The sequence below is a fragment of the Pinisolibacter sp. DMC19 genome (assembly GCF_056313985.1).
Map to the genome: position 1 here is coordinate 643,613 of NZ_JBQUZF010000002.1, position 16,566 is coordinate 660,178.

10 protein-coding genes are annotated in these 16,566 nt (G+C 70.3%); 4 read left to right on the plus strand and 6 right to left on the minus strand.

Going from position 1 to position 16,566, the window contains the following annotated elements:
- Positions 1-162 precede the first annotated feature (162 nt).
- From ACT53U_RS07420 to ACT53U_RS07435, 4 genes are all read left to right on the plus strand, one after another.
- The gene (locus tag ACT53U_RS07420) at positions 163-1,707 is read left to right on the plus strand and encodes a DUF4118 domain-containing protein (RefSeq protein WP_476153787.1); all 1,545 of its coding nucleotides are present in this window, start codon (positions 163-165) and stop codon (positions 1,705-1,707) included.
- A complete protein-coding gene (locus ACT53U_RS07425; RefSeq protein ID WP_476153788.1) occupies positions 1,704-2,411 on the plus strand; it encodes a response regulator in 708 nt (235 codons plus the stop codon). Before ACT53U_RS07420 ends, ACT53U_RS07425 begins: the two co-directional genes overlap by 4 nt.
- 136 nt (positions 2,412-2,547) lie before the next feature.
- Positions 2,548-5,193 (plus strand): aminopeptidase N, encoded by a 2,646-nt coding sequence (pepN, locus tag ACT53U_RS07430; protein WP_476153789.1) that lies wholly within the window; start codon positions 2,548-2,550, stop codon positions 5,191-5,193.
- Between the two features lie 169 nt (positions 5,194-5,362).
- Positions 5,363-7,738 (plus strand): sensor histidine kinase, encoded by a 2,376-nt coding sequence (locus ACT53U_RS07435; protein WP_476153790.1) that lies wholly within the window; start codon positions 5,363-5,365, stop codon positions 7,736-7,738.
- Positions 7,739-7,814: 76 nt separating this feature from the next.
- Here ACT53U_RS07435 and ACT53U_RS07440 read toward each other — a convergent pair whose 3' ends face one another.
- From ACT53U_RS07440 to ACT53U_RS07465, 6 genes are all read right to left on the minus strand, one after another.
- Positions 7,815-8,465 (minus strand): EF-hand domain-containing protein, encoded by a 651-nt coding sequence (locus tag ACT53U_RS07440; RefSeq protein WP_476153791.1) that lies wholly within the window; start codon positions 8,463-8,465, stop codon positions 7,815-7,817.
- A 148-nt stretch (positions 8,466-8,613) separates the two neighbouring features.
- Positions 8,614-11,592: a bifunctional [glutamine synthetase] adenylyltransferase/[glutamine synthetase]-adenylyl-L-tyrosine phosphorylase gene (locus ACT53U_RS07445; protein ID WP_476153792.1), complete on the minus strand. Its 2,979-nt coding sequence runs from the start codon at positions 11,590-11,592 to the stop codon at positions 8,614-8,616.
- Positions 11,593-11,807: 215 nt separating this feature from the next.
- The gene (locus ACT53U_RS07450) at positions 11,808-12,524 is read right to left on the minus strand and encodes a carbonic anhydrase (RefSeq protein ID WP_476153793.1); all 717 of its coding nucleotides are present in this window, start codon (positions 12,522-12,524) and stop codon (positions 11,808-11,810) included.
- Positions 12,525-12,638: 114 nt separating this feature from the next.
- A complete protein-coding gene (locus ACT53U_RS07455) occupies positions 12,639-14,087 on the minus strand; it encodes a sensor histidine kinase (protein WP_476153794.1) in 1,449 nt (482 codons plus the stop codon).
- Positions 14,084-14,764: a response regulator transcription factor gene (locus tag ACT53U_RS07460; protein ID WP_476153795.1), complete on the minus strand. Its 681-nt coding sequence runs from the start codon at positions 14,762-14,764 to the stop codon at positions 14,084-14,086. The genes ACT53U_RS07455 and ACT53U_RS07460 overlap by 4 nt, the downstream gene beginning before the upstream one ends.
- Before the next feature lie 123 nt (positions 14,765-14,887).
- The gene (locus ACT53U_RS07465) at positions 14,888-16,462 is read right to left on the minus strand and encodes a Do family serine endopeptidase (RefSeq protein ID WP_476153796.1); all 1,575 of its coding nucleotides are present in this window, start codon (positions 16,460-16,462) and stop codon (positions 14,888-14,890) included.
- Positions 16,463-16,566 lie beyond the last annotated feature (104 nt).

Here is a 16,566-nt window from a genome sequence, read left to right on the forward strand (position 1 = left end):
AAGGTTCCTGCCGTCGAGATGCGCCGTCGGGCGTAAGGATGCGATGGCGAAGCGGGGGCGTCACCATAAGGAAATCATAAGGACGGCGAGTTCGACGGCCTCCCCGGTTTCCCTTCGCCGCCGTCGCGATCAAGATAGGGGCGACTCGCCGAGGAGATGCCCTTGCCGCCGCCCGACTTTCCGCGTTCGCCCGCCGACCGCGCCCGCACGCCGGGCGCCGGACCGGTCCTGGCGCTCGCCGGTACGCTGGCGATCGTCGGTGCGGCGACCTGGATCGGCCTACATCTCGGCACGGTGCTGCCGCCGGCCTACGTGATCTCGGTCTTCCTCGTCGCGGTGCTGGCGGCGGCCGCCTTCTTCGGTCCGCTCGCCGGCATGCTCGCGGCCTTTGCCGCCTTCTTCGCCTTCGACTTCGGCTTCGTCGAACCCAGAGGCACCTTCGCGGTCGACGACCCGCGCGAGGTCTTCGCCCTCGGCGTCTTCCTCGTCGCGGCGATCGTCACCGGCAGTCTCGCCGGCCGGCTGCGCGAGGCCGCCGACGAGGCACGGCAACGGGCCGACACGCTGGCCATGCTCAAGGACTTCGCCGAACGGGTCGGCGCCACCGGCGACGGCGCGGCGGTCCGCAGCCTCGTCGTCCGCCACGTCGCCGCCCGCGTCGACGGCGCCGTCGTCCTGCTCGACCGCGACGAGACCGGCGCGCTCCGCAACGACGGCTGGCCGGAGGCGATCGCCCCCGACGCGGAGGAGACGCGCGCCGTCGCCGCGATCTTCGCCGAGGCGCGGCCGGTGGCGCGCCGGGTCGGCGATCGCCGCCTCAGGCCGCTCGTCGCCGCCGACGGGGTGGTGGCGGTGATCGGGCTCGACGCGGCGACCGACGAAGAGGCGGATCCCGGCCTCACCGCACTCCTGGAGCAGGCGGCGATCGCGCTCGAACGGGTGCGTCTCGCCGAAGAGCGCGCCGCGGCGACGGCGGCGGCGGAGCAGGAGCGGCTGCGCTCGGCGCTGCTCTCCTCGATCTCGCACGATCTGCGCACGCCGCTCGCCACCATCCTCGGGTCCGTCACCAGCCTGCGCCAGCTCGGCGACCGGATGGAACCGGAGGACCGCGCCGATCTGCTCGAGGCCATCGAAGAAGAGACCGACCGGCTGTCGCGCTTCGTCGGCGACCTCCTGGTGCTGACGCGGCTCGAGGCGGGGCTCGACGTGCGTCGCGACTGGATCGATCCCGGCGACGCCGCTGCCGCCGCCGCCGACCACCTGCGCCGGGTCCACTCCGGCCGGACCGTCCGCGCGGCGCGAACGGCCGGCGGGGTGACGGTCCGCGGCGACGCCATCCTGCTCGAACAGGTGATCTTCAACCTCGGCGCCAACGCCTGCGAAGCCTCTCCGCCCGACACGCCGATCGACATCGCCGTCCGGCGCGACGGCGACGCGGTCACCATCGACGTGGTCGACGCCGGGCGGGGCATGTCGGCCGACGAGATCACTCGGCTGTTCGAGAAGCGCCTGCCGGAGACGAGCGGCGGGGGCGGCAAGCGCCTCGGCGGGCTCGGGCTGGAGATCGCGACGCGGGTGGTCGCGGCGATGGGCGGCACGATCACGGTGGAGAGCCGCACGCAGGCCGTCCCGGGCACCCGCGTCACCATACGCCTCGCCGCCGAACCGGCCGTGGCATCCGCCGAGACGGGAGGAACCGAACCGTGACGCGCCGACCGCAGATCCTCGTCGTCGACGACGAACCCCAGATCCAGCGCTTCCTGAAACCCGCGCTGGCGGCGGCGGGCTACGACGTCATCCGCGCCATCGACGGCGCGGAGGGGCTGGCGGCGGCGCGCGCCCACGCCCCCGACGTGATCGTGCTCGATCTCGGCCTGCCCGACATGGACGGCAAGGAGGTCATCACCCTCATGCGTCGCCATTCCGAGACGCCGATCATCGTGCTTTCGGCGCGCGGCGAGGAGATCGAGAAGATCGCAGCCCTCGACCTCGGCGCCGACGACTATGTCGCCAAGCCCTTCGGCATCGGAGAGCTGCTCGCCCGCATCCGCGTCGCGCTCAGGGCCGGCGCCGGCGGGCGCAGCGAGACGGCGGCGAACGTGCTTCGCTGCGGCGATCTCGAGGTCGACGTCGACGCCCATCGCGTAACCCGCGGCGGCGAGGCGGTGAAGCTGACGCCGAAGGAATTCGACCTGCTCGTCGCCCTGATGCGGGCGGGCGGGCGCGTGCTGACGCACCGGGCGCTGCTCGCCCGGGTGTGGGGCGCCGGCCATGTCGAGGACACGCAGTATCTGCGCGTCTTCATCGGCCAACTGCGCCAGAAGCTCGAGGACGATCCGGCCGCCCCCGCGGCGATCGTCACCGAACCGGGCGTCGGCTATCGCATGAACGTCGCGCCCGATCGGGTGTGAGCGAAACCGATCCGAGCGATGATCGACGTCAACGACGGGGGGCGACCGGCGGATCCATGGTGCGCCGCAGGACGAGATCGGGTATCGAGACCCTTCGCATGAGCGAAGCATTCGGAACGACGACGGAGAAGACGACATGAGCGGCGCGAGCGAACAGCGGGCGGACGGAATGGTCAGGCTCGCCGACTATCGGCCGACGCCCCATCGCATCGACGGCGTCTTCCTCGACTTCCGCCTCGACGAGGCGGAGACGATCGTCACCGCCGAGATCGGCTTCTCGGCCCGTCCCGAAACCGCGCCCGGCACCGCCCTGGTGCTCGACGGCGACGAGATCGACCTCGTCTCGGTCGCCCTCGACGGCGCGGCGCTCGCCCCCGAGGCCTATGAGGCGAGCCCCGCCGGCTTCACGCTGAAGGCGCCGCCGGCCGCACCCTTCCGCCTGACCTTCGTCACCCGCGTGAGGCCGGCCGAGAACACCAAGCTGATGGGCCTCTATCGCTCGTCGGGCAACTGGTGCACCCAGTGCGAGGCCGAGGGCTTCCGCCGCATCACCTATTTCCACGACCGCCCCGACGTGCTGGCGGTCTATCGCACCCGGATCGAGGCGCCGAAGGCCTCGGCCCGTCATCTGCTCGGCAACGGCAATCCGACCGAGGCGGGCGACGTCGGCGCCGATCGCCACTATGCGATCTGGGACGATCCCTTCCCCAAGCCCGCCTATCTCTTCGCCATGGTGGCCGGCACCTTCGACGTCGCGGAAGACACGTTCGTCACCGCCTCGGGGCGGACGGTGGCGCTCGGCATCTATGTCGAGCACGGCCGCGGCGAGAAGGCCGGCTGGGCGATGGACGCGCTGAAGCGCTCCATGCGCTGGGACGAGGAGGCCTTCGGGCGCGAGTACGACCTCGACGTCTTCAACATCGTCGCCGTGTCCGACTTCAACATGGGCGCGATGGAGAACAAGGGTCTCAACATCTTCAACGACAAATATGTGCTGGCGAGCCCCAGGACGGCGACCGACACCGACTACGCCAACATCGAGGGCGTGATCGCGCACGAATACTTCCACAACTGGACCGGCAACCGCATCACCTGCCGCGACTGGTTCCAGCTCTGCCTCAAGGAGGGCCTGACGGTCTTCCGCGATCAGGAGTTCTCGGCCGACCAGCGCTCGCGCGCGGTCAAGCGCATCGCCGACGTGCGGCTCCTGAAGAGCCACCAGTTCCCCGAGGACGCAGGCCCCCTCGCCCACCCGTGCCGACCGAACGTCTACAAGGAAATCAACAACTTCTACACGGCGACCGTCTACGAGAAGGGCGCCGAGGTGGTCCGCATGCTGAAGACGCTCGTCGGTGCCGACGATTTCCGCGCCGGCATGGACCTCTATTTCGAGCGCCACGACGGCGAAGCGGCGACGGTCGAGCAGTTCGTCGCCTGTTTCGCCGAGCGGACGACGGTCGACCTCTCGCGCTTCATGCTCTGGTACACCCAGTCGGGCACGCCGGAAGTGATCGCCCAGATCCAATGGGATGCCGCGAACGGCCGTCTTTCGATCGCCTTCGACCAGACCGTGCCGCCGACGCCGGGACAGCCGGTGAAGTCGGCGATCCCGATCCCGGTGCGCTTCGGATTGGTCGGTCCCGACGGCGCCGACATGCATGCGGCGCGCATTTCCGGGGCGACGGTCCGGGGCGACGTCGTCGTCCTCGACAAGCCGCATCACGACGTCGTCTTCGAGGGGCTCGCCGCCCGTCCGGCGCCGTCGCTGCTGCGCGGCTTCTCGGCGCCGGTCAGGCTCTCGACCAATCTCGACGTCGCCGATCAGGCGCATCTGGCGGCGACCGACGTCGATCCCTTCAATCGCTGGCAGGCGATCCAGGGGCTGGCGCTCGCCGGTCTGATGGAGGCGACCGCCGCGATCCGCGCCGGGCGTGAACCCGCCTTCGACCCGCGCATCGTCGAGGCGATCGTGCGGACCGCCGGCGAGCCGTCGCTCGAGCCGAGCTTCCGGGCTCTGGCCGTGGCGCTGCCGACCGAGGCCGACGTCGCCCGCGAGATCGCCGTCGACGTCGATCCGGACGCGATCTTCGCGGCACGGCGGAGCCTGCGTGGGCTGATCGCCCGCGAAGGCCGCACCGTCTTCGCCGACATCTGGGCGAAGACCGCCGCCACCGGTCCGTTCTCGCCCGATGCGGTGGCGGCCGGCCGCCGCGCGCTGCGCAACGCCGCGCTCGACTATCTGGCGATCGAGGACGAGGGCACCCTCGTCGCCGAGGCCTACGACGCGGCCGACAACATGACCGACCGACTGGCGGCGCTCGCCATCGCCGTCGGTCGCGGCCAGCCCCGCGCCGACGAGCTCCTCGCCGACTTCCACGCCCGCTTCGTCGACGACCCGCTGGTGATCGACAAGTGGCTGATGGTCCAGGCGACGGCGCCGCTCGCCCAGACGCTCGACCGGGTGAAGGCGCTGACCGGCCATCCCTCCTTCGCGATCGGCAATCCGAACCGGGTGACGGCGCTGATCACCACCTTCGCCTCGGGCAACCAGACCCAGTTCAACCGTCCCGACGGCGCCGGCTACGTCTTCGTCGCCGACCGGGTTCTGGAGCTCGACCGCCTCAATCCGCACCTCGCCTCGCGGCTTCTCTCGACCTTCCGGTCGTGGCGCGCGCTGGAGCCGCGGCGGCGTGCCTGGGCGGAGGCGGAGCTGAAGCGAGTGGCGGCGACGGCCGGTCTGTCGCGCGACGTCGCCGACATCGCCGAGCGCTCGCTCGGTTGACTCTACGTCGTGAAAAAACCGCCGTTTTTCACGGGATTCGTGAAACTCCCCATCCCGCGTGGAAGCACTGGACAACCCCGACCCCCTCGATTCAAATGAGGGTGATTCGGGCGACGCGTGGGGGTATCCGCCGCTCGATTTCATCCAGATCGACCGGGGGGTTCCCACCATGGCGCAGGCCGGTTCTGCCCGTGCATCCGCATGGATTCCGTTTGCCTGGGGTTCGCTCGCGCGCACCCCGCGGCTCGAAGGACATGCCCATCATCTCGCCAGCCCGGCCTATCGGCAGGTGCTCGGAGCCGAGTCCTGGCTCCGACGCTCGATCCCGGTCCTGATCGTCACCTTCGTCGCGATGATGACGCTGACGCGTCTCGTCGGCATGATGGAGACACGGCAGGCGCTGGAAGACGCCGCCCGCGACCAGACCGCCCTCGTCGCCTCGACGCTGGCCCGCGGCATCGATCAGGCCAAGGACCGGATCGCCGACGCCGGTTGGGACGCGGTCGTCCGTCCGCTCGTCGCCGAACTTCCGGTCCATGCCACCACGGATGGCCGCCGCATCCTGATCGCCGACGCCGAGGGCCTCATCCGCGTCGTCCATCCCGCCGACAAGCGGCTCGAAGGCAAGCGGCTCGACGACGTGCTCGGCACGGCGCAGCCGTTGACGACGCTCGGTGCCCGCGCCGGGGCGATCGGTCTGACGCTCGCCGACGGCAGCCGCGCCATCGCCGCGCTCGCGCACGCCGAGGGCGCTTCCGCGAGTGTCGCCGTGCATCAGCCGGAGGAAGGCATCTACGAGGACTGGCGGCGCAATCTGCGCTCGACGCTGACGCTCTTCGCCTTCACCGCCGTCATCCTGCTCGTGCTCACCTACGCCTATTTCGCCCAGGTGATCCGCGCCAATTCTGCCGACGCGCTGCATGCGCTCGCCACCGCCCGCACCGAGACCGCCTTCAAGCGCGGCCGCTGCGGCTTCTGGGACTGGGATCTGGCGCGCGGCCGCTTCTACTGGTCGGCCTCGATGTTCGAGATGCTCGGCCTCGACAATGCCGACGGCTCCGGCCTCGTCGGCTTCGGCGACGTCGCCAAGCTCGTCCACCCGGAAGACGTCGACTTCACCCGCTTCGCCGGCGGCCTCCTGACCGGCGAGATCCACACGCTCGACCGCGCCTTCCGCATGAAGAAGGCCGACGGCAGCTGGCTGTGGTTCCGCGTCCGCGCCGAGGTGGTCGACCGCACCGAGACCGGTTCGCGCCATCTCGTCGGCATCGCCGCCGACATCACCGAGCACCGCCGGCTGGTCGAGACCACCGTCGCCGCCGACCTGCGCCTGCGCGACGCCATCGAGACGATCTCGGAAGCCTTCGTGCTGTGGGACGCCGACAACCGCCTCGTGATGTGCAATTCGAAGTACCAGCAACTGCACGGACTGCACGACCGCGACATCCGCCCCGGCGCGCCCTATTCGCAGGTGATGGAGATCGCCCGCCAGCCGCTGGTGCGTCACCCGCCGGCGGAGGAGGCGACGGAGGACGGCTCGTCGTCCTTCGAGGCCGAGCTGGAAGACGGCCGCTGGCTGCAGATCTCCGAGCGGCGGACCAAGGACGGCGGCTTCGTCTCGGTCGGCACCGACATCACGCCCTTGAAGCGCCACGAGGAGAAGCTCGTGGAGAGCGAGAAGCGGCTGATGGGCACCGTCCTCGACCTGCGCTCGTCGCGCCGCAAGCTCGAGATCCAGGCGCAGCAGCTGGTCGAACTCGCCGAGAAATATTCCGAGGAGAAGGTGCGCGCCGAGGAGGCCAACCGGATCAAGTCCGACTTCCTCGCCAACATCTCGCACGAGCTGCGGACGCCGCTCAACGCGATCATCGGCTTCTCCGAGATCATGAGCCAGGGCGGCATGATGGGCGCCTTCGGGCCCGACAAGTACGCCGAATACAGCCGCGACATCCACCATTCGGGGATGTTCCTGCTCAACGTCATCAACGACATCCTCGACATGTCGAAGATCGAGGCAGGCCGCATGGAACTGGCGCACGAAGTGGTGCCGCTCGACGAGATCCTGGCGGAGGCCGGCCGCATCATCGCCCATGCCGCCGACGACAAGAAGATCGAGGTCGCCAACGACGTCCAACCGGGTCTCGCGCTCGACGGCGATCGCCGCGCGGTCAAGCAGGTGGTGCTCAACCTGCTCTCCAACGCGGTCAAGTTCACGCCGGAGGGCGGCCGGGTGTCGCTCACCGCGCGCACCGACGGCACGGCGATCCACATCGCCATCGTCGACACCGGCATCGGCATCTCGGCCGAACACATCGCCCGGCTCGGCCAGCCCTTCGTCCAGGTCGAGAACCAGTTCACCAAGACGCACAAGGGCTCCGGCCTCGGCCTCGCCATCGCGCGCAGCCTGGTCGATCTGCAGGGCGGCACCATGACCATCGCCTCGACGCCGAACGTCGGCACGACGGTCGAACTGAGCTTCCCGGTCCGTGACAGGACGGCGGCGAAGACCTCCGCCGGAGGCGAGGACGCCCCCCGCGCCGCCTGACCACGTCTCGTTCGACATGCGAAAACGGCGCCGGAGTTGCCCCCGGCGCCGTTTTCTCGCGTGCAGACGTGATCGTTCACTTGGCCGGGGCGGGCGGCACCGGAGCGCCGGGGCCCGGGCCGGGGCCGACGCCGGGCATCGGCGGCTGGCCGTCCTGGTTCCAGCGCATGCCGGGGCCCTGCATGCCCCAGCCGTGATGGCGACCGGGACCACCCATGCCGAAGTCGCCGTGCATGGCGGCCATGGCGAGCTTGGCCTCGTCCTTGGTGATCTTGCCGTCGTCGTTGCGGTCGAACAGGGCGAAGCGCTTCTTGAAGGGCTTCTCGAACTCGGCCTTGGTGACCTTGCCGTCGCCGTCGAGGTCGTGGATCTCGAGGAAGCGGGTGACCGCCTTCTCACCGCCGCGGCGGCCGATCCAGCTCTCGATCTCGGCCTTGTCGAGGGTGCCGTCGTGGTTGGCGTCGATCTTGTCGAAGCGCTCGTCGACCAGCTTCATCGCCTCGTCGAGGGTGACGACGCCGTCCTTGTTGGCATCGAGGCGGTCGAACAGCTTGTCGAGGAAGGCGCCGCGCATCGGCCCCGCGCCGGGTCCGCCCATCGGGCCACCCATCGGGCCGGCCATGGGGCCGTCCGGTCCGCAGCCCATCGGCCCGCGGGCATAGGCCGCGCCGCCGGCCGCGGTGGCGAGGAGGCCGGCGCCGAGGAGGATCTTGGTCAGGGTCTTCATGGTCGTCTCCGTGGCGAGGGAGGGGGAACGTTCCGCCCCGGGGGGAGAGGGCGCCCTCGCTTCGAAGATCACACTAGCGGTCGCAACCTTTCGGGCACTTTGCGGCCGGATTAAACTTCGTTCATGCGGGAAGGCTCCCGCGCGGGTGTCACTTCCGCCCGCGCTTCTTCGCCTTGCCGACGATGCGTTCGTGGACCTCGTGGACGGCCTTCTCGGTCTCGGCCAGATGGGCCGCGAGCGTGCCGAAGTCGGGCAGCTCGCCGACCCGCGTCAGCAAGTCGATCAGGCCACGCGGCGCCTCCTTCGGCACGAAGGCACCGTCGGAGGCGAGGCGCAGCGTCTGGGTCAGGCCCTGATAGAGCCGCAACGCCGGGCCGACGAGGTCGTGGTCGGTCGCCGAGAGATGGCCCGCCGCCGCCAGCCGGTCGAGGGCGACGCCGGTGTTGGTCGCAAACAGCGCCGGGTCGTCGGGGCCGTGCAGCAGCATCAGGAACTGGGCGAGGAACTCGACGTCGACCAGACCGCCGGGGATCTGCTTGATGTCCCAGGGGTCGGTCGTGCCCTTCTCCTCGGCGATCAGGCCGCGCATCTCGACGACGTCGGCACGAAGTTTCTCCGGATCGCGGCGGCGGACGAGAGCGGTGCGGATCGCCGCTTCGACGCGGGTGGCGAAGGCGGTGTCGCCGGCGACGACGCGGGCGCGGGTCAGCGCCATCGCCTCCCAGGTCCAGGCCTCCTCGGCGTGATACTGCTCGAAGCTCGACAGGCGCGTCGCCATCGGCCCCTTGTTGCCGGAGGGACGGAGGCGGAAGTCGACCTCGTAGAGGAGCCCCTGCGCCGTCGGGGCGGAGAGCGCGGCGACGAGGCGCTGGGTCAGGCGGATGTAGTATTGCGACGGGGCGAGCGGGCGCTCGCCGTCGGACATGTCGCAGGCCTCGTCGAAGTCGTAGAGCAGCATCAGGTCGAGATCGGACGACGCCGTCATCTCGCGCCCGCCGAGCTTGCCCATGGCGACGACCACCGCCGCACCGCCGGCGACCCGGCCGTGCGCCTTGGCGAATTCCACCTCGACGGCGGCGAGCAGCCCGCGCACCAGCACGCCGGCGAGCGTCGCATAGGCCGCACCCGCCTGGATTGCCGAGAGCGTGCCGGTCAGGACGCGCACGCCGATCAGGAAGATCTGTTCCTGGCCGAAGATGCGGGCGCGATCGAGCAGGTCCTCGTAGTCGCGCGCCTCCTCGAAGGAGGTGGCGAGGCGACGTTCGAGATCGGCCTCCTCGGGCACGCCGTCGTAGAAGGCGGGCTCCATCAGCGCGTCGAGCACGCGCGGACGGCGGCCGATGGTCTCGGCGAGCTTCGGCGCGGCACCCATGATCGCGGCGATCAGGTCGAGCAGCGAGGGGTGGGAGACCAGCAGCGAGAAGATCTGCACGCCCGCCGGCAGCTTCGCCACCAGCCGGTCGAAGGCGAAGAAGGCGGCATCCGCGTTGTCGGTGCCGGCCAGCGTCGCCAGCAGCACCGGCGTCAGCTCGGTCAGGCGTTCGCGCGCCACCGTCGAGCGAGTCGCGGCATAGCGGCCGAAGTGCCAGGCGCGGATCGCGGCGGTGACGTCGGGGGCGCGGCGATAGCCGAGGCCGGAGAGCGTCTCCAGCGTGCCGGGATCGTCCTGGTCGCCGGTGAAGACGAGATTGCCCATGTTGGCGGAGAGCTCGGGCGCGTTCTCGAACAGGCGGGCATAGTGCCGCTGCACCGTCTCGAAACGCAGGCGGAGCGCGGGGGCGAAGTCCTTCAGCCCCTTGAAGCCCATCATCCGGGCGATGCGGTCGACGCCCTCGTCGTCCTCGGGCAGCGAATGGGTCTGTTCGTCGGCGACCATCTGGATGCGGTGCTCGACGTTCCTGAGGAAGAGATAGGCCTCGGTCAGCTCATCGCGGACGCGGGCCTCGATCCAGCCGGTCTCGACCAGCCGTTCGAGCATGGCGAGCGTGCCGCGGCCGCGCAGCGACGGATCGCGGCCGCCGGCGATCAGCTGCTGGGTCTGAACGAAGAACTCGATCTCGCGGATGCCGCCGCGACCGAGCTTGACGTTGTGGCCGGCGATGGCGATCTCGCCGTGGCCCTTGTGGGCGTGGATCTGGCGCTTGATCGAATGGACGTCGGCGATCGCGGCGTAGTCGAAATACTTCCGCCAGACGAAGGGGCGGATCTCCTTGACGAAATAGTCGCCGGCGGCGATGTCGCCGGCGCAGGCGCGCGCCTTGATGAGGGCGGCGCGCTCCCAGTTCTGGCCCATCGACTCGTAGTACTGGAAGGCGGCGTCGAGGTTCATGGCGATCGGCGTCGCGCCGGGGTCGGGACGCAGGCGCAGGTCGACGCGGAAGACGTAACCGTCGGCGGTGCGCTCCTGCATGATCTTCGACATGCGCCGCGTCAGCTTGACGAAGAGATCGACCGCTTCGTCGGGTTCCGCGAGCCGGGCGGTCGACCGATCGAAGAAGACGATGAGGTCGATGTCGGAGGAATAGTTCAGCTCGAAGGCGCCGTATTTGCCCATGGCGAGCAGGATCCAGCCGGAGCCCTTCTCGGGGTCGGCGGGGTCGGGAAGCTCGATCTTGCCGCGCTCGGCGGCGTCGCGCAGGCAGAAGCGGCAGGCTGCCGACAGTGTCGCGTCGCCGAGGCGGGTCAGCGCACCGGTCACCTCCATCGTGCCCCAGACGCCGCCGAGATCGGCGAGGCCGATCGCCAGCGCCGCCTCCTGCTTCGCTTTCCGCAGGCGCATCATCAGCTCCGCCTCGTCGGCGGTGTCGAGCGACCGCACCTCGGCGACGAGGGCGTCGATGCGTTCGGCTGGGTCGGAGACGAGCACGCGGGCGAGACGGGCGAGATCGCGGGTGGCGAGATCGGCGAGATGGCTCGAGTTGGCGAAGACGCCTTCGAGGAAGGTCTTCGTCGCCGGGCTCTCGCGCAGCAGCTCGGTCAGGGCGCCGTCGTCGCTGGCGAAGCGCGACTGGTCGACGACGCGAGCGAAGGCCTGGGTCCCCGCCTTGCGGTTCGGCGGGCGGATCTCGACGCGAATACGGGAATGGAGCGGTCCGGCGGCGGTCTTCTCGGCGTTTCCTGCGCTCATTCTTCTTCTGTCTCGCCTCGGAGGCCGGGTCGCCCGGCGCGACGAGGCGTGCGCCGCCGGGTGCCCAATGGATAGGCAGTCGGGCGGGAGGGTCAAGCGCGGGGAAAGTCGTAAGACCCGCGTCGACGGGCGACGTCGTCGAGACGCGCGGAAGCGCGCGCCGCGACGGGCGCGCGTTCATCGCGAGGAACCGGGAGATCGGATCGCGCGTCGCCTCAGACGGCGAAGTCGACCGCGCCCGAATCGAGGTCGTAGAAGGCGGAGACCACCTTGACCTTGCTCGACTGGACGAGGCCCGAGACGATCGGCGAGCGCTCGACGAGGCGGGCGGCCTGACGCCGGGCGTTCTCCTTGACCGCATTGGTCACGATGTCGCCGGGGACGTCCTTGACCGCCAGCGCGGAGGGGACGATCGGCTCGATCATCTGCCCGATCGATCCGGGGAAGGTGGCGTTCTTGATCGCCGTGTCGCAGGCGGCGGCGACCGCGCCGCAGCGCTGATGGCCCATCACCACGACCAGCGGCGAACCGAGCACGGCGGCGCCGTATTCGACCGTGCCGACGACGTCGAGATCGATCACGTTGCCGGCGTTGCGGATGACGAAGATCTCACCGAGGCCGAGACCACCGAACAGCAGTTCCGGCGGCACGCGGCTGTCGGCACAGGCGATCACGGTCGCCCAGGGTGCCTGACCGGCGGTGACGTGGTGGCGCTGACCCGACAGGTCGGCGGCGCAGACCTGCGCGTCGGTGACGTAGCGGACATTGCCGGCCTTCAGCTTCTCGAGCGCCTGATCGGCGGTGAGGTCCGTCTTGGGACCGCCGGCGGCATGGGCCGGGCTCGCCACGAAGCCCCCCGCCAGACCGGCCACGGCGGCACCCGCCAGACCCAGAAACGCCCTTCGACCCATTCCCGCGCAACGTTCACACATGACCATCCTCCCGGCGCGGCGGCACGCCCCGACGCACCCCGCTCGCCGAGCCTAGCGTAGCGGAAGGACGGTGCAAGCATTTCCATGGTATTTCTACTAACGGTGCGTCACCGGTCAGGCGGAAATCGGCAGCGAAACGACGATGGCGAGACCCGGGCGGGCGTCCTCGACCGCGATCGTGCCCTTGTGGAGGCGGACGACGGCGGCGACGAGGGCGAGACCGAGGCCCGATCCCGGCGTGGTGCGGGAGGCCTCGAGCCGGGTGAAGCGCTCGAAGATGCGGGCGCGATCGGCCTCCGGCACGCCGGGGCCGTCGTCGGCGACGCGGATCACCGCCCTCCCTGCGACCGCACCGACCGAGATCGTCACGGCGGGGGCGCGGTCGTCGCGGCGGCCGTGCTTCAGGGCGTTGTCGACGAGATTGGTCAGCGCCTGGGCGATCAGTTCGCGATTGCCGCTGACCGCGAGCGGTCCGGACGCGGTGACGGTCAGGCTGCCGCCCTCGTCCTCGGCGACCGGCTCGTAGAGCTCGGCGACCTCGGATGCGACCTGCGCCACGTCGACCGGGTCGGCGGCGGTGAAGGCGCGGCCGGCCTCGACGCGGGAGATCATCAGCAGCGCGTCGAAGGTGCGGATGAGGGCGTCGGATTCCTCGAGCGTCGCCTCCAGCGCCTCGCGGTGGGGCCCGGTCGCGTCGGAGGCCAGAAGCGCCTGTTCGGCGCGATTGCGCAGTCGGGTCAGCGGCGTCTTGAGATCGTGGGCGATGGCGTCGGAGACACCCTTCACCCCGCCCATCAGTTCGCCGATGCGCTCCAACATCTCGTTGAGGCCGACGGCGAGGCGGTCGAACTCGTCGCCCGAGCCGGTGACGGCGAGACGGCCGGAGAGGTCGCCCTCGACGATGCGGCGCGAGGCGGCGGAGACCTGATCGATGCGCTTCAACACCCGGCGCGACAGGAACCACCAGGTCAGGCCGGCGATCACCACCATCAGGCCCGCGACATAGCGGAAGGCCTTGCGGAAGACGCCACGCAGGCGCTCGCGCTCGCCGATGTCGCGGCCGACCAGCACGCGGAAGCCGTTGTCGAGGGCGAAGGCCCTGACCAGTGCGACGTGGCGGATGTCGCGGCCGTCCTCGATACGGACGTAGTCGATCGCATGGGGATCGTCGGTGAGGTCGGCCAACGCCGAGGGCGGCAGCTCGGCGACGTTGCCGGCGATCGGATTGCCGGACGGGTCGACGACGTAGAAGAGGCCGGCGTCGGGGCGACGGGTGCGGACGTCGAGGGCGTCGATCAGGCGCAGGATGCCGCCTTCGCGGTACTGGTCCTGCAACGCCTCGACGTCGGCGTCGATGGCATCGTGGATCTGCCTTGTCAGCACGCGCGTCGCGTCGTGGGTGACGGCGACCACCAGGAACAGCGAGAAGGCGGTGAAGACCACCAGATAGAGCAGCGACAGGCGCACCGCCGTGGTGCGGAACAGCCGCCTCAACGCCGCCCAGCGCCCGGGGGCCTCGGCCGGGGTCGGGGTCGGGGTCGCAGTCACGGCCGCGGCGCTCACTTCGCCGCCTCGCGGACCATGTAGCCGGCGCCGCGCACGGTGTGCAGCAGCGGCCGGTCGCGGTCCTTGTCGATCTTGGCGCGCAGGCGCGACATGTGGACGTCGATGACGTTGGTCTGGGGATCGAAGTGATAGTCCCAGACGTTCTCCAGCAGCATGGTGCGGGTGACCACCTGCCCGGCGTTCTTCATCAGATATTCGAGCAGACGATATTCGCGCGGCTGCAGCACGACTTCCTCGCCGCCGCGGGTCACCGTGTGGGAGAGCCGGTCGAGCACCAGGTCGCCGACGCGATAGCTCGTCTCGACGTCGCCGGGACGACGGCGGCGGGCGAGCGCCTCGACGCGGGCGAGAAGCTCGGTGACGGCATAGGGCTTGGCGAGATAGTCGTCGCCGCCGGCCTTGAGCCCGTCGACGCGATCGTCGACCTGACCCAGCGCGGAGAGCACCAGCACCGGCGTGTCGTCGCCACGACCGCGCATGTCCTGGATGATCGACAGGCCGTCGCGCTTGGGCAGCATGCGGTCCATCACCACGACGTCCCATTCGCCGGTCTCCACCGCATGAGCGCCGTCGTCGCCGTCGCCGGCGTGCTCGACGACGTGACCGGCCTCCCTGAGGGCCTTGACGAGGTAGGTGGCCGCTTCGCGGTCGTCTTCGACGATGAGGATTCGCATGGCGCATACTCTAGCGAAAAAATGAGGTCGGCGGCGGAGCCTTCGCTCCACCGCCGACCGGACCTCCGACCCGAGGAAACGGGGTACACGGGGGGAAGAGTTTCCCCGGGGCGGAGGATGGCGTCAGCGCGCCGCGAGCGGCAGCGGCACGAAGCGGACACCGTCCTGCGTCTTGATGCGCAGCAGGACGGCCTTGCGACCCTCGCCGCGGGCGGTGCGGATCGCGTCGTTGACGTCGGCGACCGTCGAGACGGTGTGGCCCTGGACGTCGAGCACCACGTCGCCCGGCTTGATGCCGCGTTGGGCGGCCGGACCGTCGGGGTCGACGTCGACCACGGCGACACCGCCGCCGGAGACGCCGACCTCGGAGGCCGGCGCGAGCGCCAGACCGAGGGCGGTGAGCGAGGTCGCGGCGGCGCCGTCGTCGGGCGTCGACTGGCCGATCTTGGCGCCGAGGTCCTTGGGCATGCGGCCGAGTTCGACCTCGACGGTCTGGTCCTTGCCCTTGCGGACGATGCCGAGCTTGACCTTGGCGCCGGGCTCGTAGCCGGCGACGATGCGGGCGAGGTCGCGGGAGTTCTTCAGCGGCCGGCCGTCGAGCGTCAGGATGGCGTCGCCGGCCTCGAGACCGGCCTTGGCGGCCGGGGTCCCGGGCTGGATCTGGGCGACCAGCGCGCCGCGGGCCTCCTTGAGGCCGAGGCTGTCGGCGACGTCGCGATTGATCGGCTGGATGGCGACGCCGAGCCAGCCGCGCACCACCTCGCCGCCCTTCTCGAGCTGGGCGATGACCTTCTGCACGGTCGCGGAGGGAATGGCGAAGCCGATGCCGACCGAGCCGCCGGAGGGCGAGAAGATCGCGGTGTTCATGCCGACGACGTTGCCCTGGAGGTCGAAGGTCGGGCCGCCGGAGTTGCCGCGGTTGATCGGCGCGTCGATCTGCAGGAAGTCGTCGTAGGGGCCGGCGCCGATCTCACGGCCGCGGGCCGAGACGATGCCGGCGGTGACCGAGCCGCCGAGGCCGAAGGGATTGCCGACCGCCAGCACCCAGTCGCCGGGACGAACGTCGCCGGTGGCGAAGGGTACGGTCGGGAAGTCCTTCTTGTCGCCCTGGATCTTGAGCAGCGCGACGTCGGTCTTCTCGTCGGAGCCGACCACCTTGGCGTCGTATTCGGCACCGTCCTCGGTCACGACGGTGACGGAGGTGGCGCCCTTCACGACGTGGAAGTTGGTCACGACCTTGCCGTCGGGGGCGATGATGAAGCCGGAGCCCTGGGCGACGACGCGTTCGCCGCCGTGACGCCAGCCCTTGCCGGGGCCGTGACCCCAGTTGCGACCGCCGGGGCCGGGGCCCGGGCCGTATTCGCGCGGGCCGCCGAACTCGCGGAAGAAGCGATCGAGCGGGCCGCCCTCGGGCAGGTCGGGGAAGGTTTCGGCGAGGCTCTCGCGCGGGGTCGCCTCGGCCTTGACGCGGATCGAGACGACGGCGGGACGAACCTTGTCGACCACCGGCGCGAAGGAGAAGTTGAGGAGATTGGGGGCGACGATCGGCGTCTCGGCATGAGCGACCGGCGTGCGGCCGAACAACGGGACCGAGGCGAGCAGACCGACCACCGCCAGCGACGCGGCGCCGGCGGCGATGGTCTTGCGACGTGCGGTACGATCGAGGATCGGAGAGGTCTTGGGGTCGAAGTGGGTCATCGGGGGGCACTCGCAGATTTCGAAGTCTCGTCGGAAGGCCGGGGGGGAAGCCTTCCGTGCTCCGAAAGATGGATGCCGTCGCCTTACGACGCCATGGCGCCGGG

What these genes read in the sequence shown, in the direction of transcription:
- ACT53U_RS07465 (WP_476153796.1), bottom strand. Translation starts at nt 16,462, where the DNA reads ATGACCCACTTCGACCCCAAGACCTCTCCGATCCTCGATCGTACCGCA.
- ACT53U_RS07440 (WP_476153791.1), bottom strand. Translation starts at nt 8,465, where the DNA reads ATGAAGACCCTGACCAAGATCCTCCTCGGCGCCGGCCTCCTCGCCACC.
- ACT53U_RS07460 (WP_476153795.1), bottom strand. Translation starts at nt 14,764, where the DNA reads ATGCGAATCCTCATCGTCGAAGACGACCGCGAAGCGGCCACCTACCTC.
- ACT53U_RS07435 (WP_476153790.1), top strand. Translation starts at nt 5,363, where the DNA reads ATGGCGCAGGCCGGTTCTGCCCGTGCATCCGCATGGATTCCGTTTGCC.
- ACT53U_RS07450 (WP_476153793.1), bottom strand. Translation starts at nt 12,524, where the DNA reads ATGTGTGAACGTTGCGCGGGAATGGGTCGAAGGGCGTTTCTGGGTCTG.
- pepN (WP_476153789.1), top strand. Translation starts at nt 2,548, where the DNA reads ATGAGCGGCGCGAGCGAACAGCGGGCGGACGGAATGGTCAGGCTCGCC.
- ACT53U_RS07445 (WP_476153792.1), bottom strand. Translation starts at nt 11,592, where the DNA reads ATGAGCGCAGGAAACGCCGAGAAGACCGCCGCCGGACCGCTCCATTCC.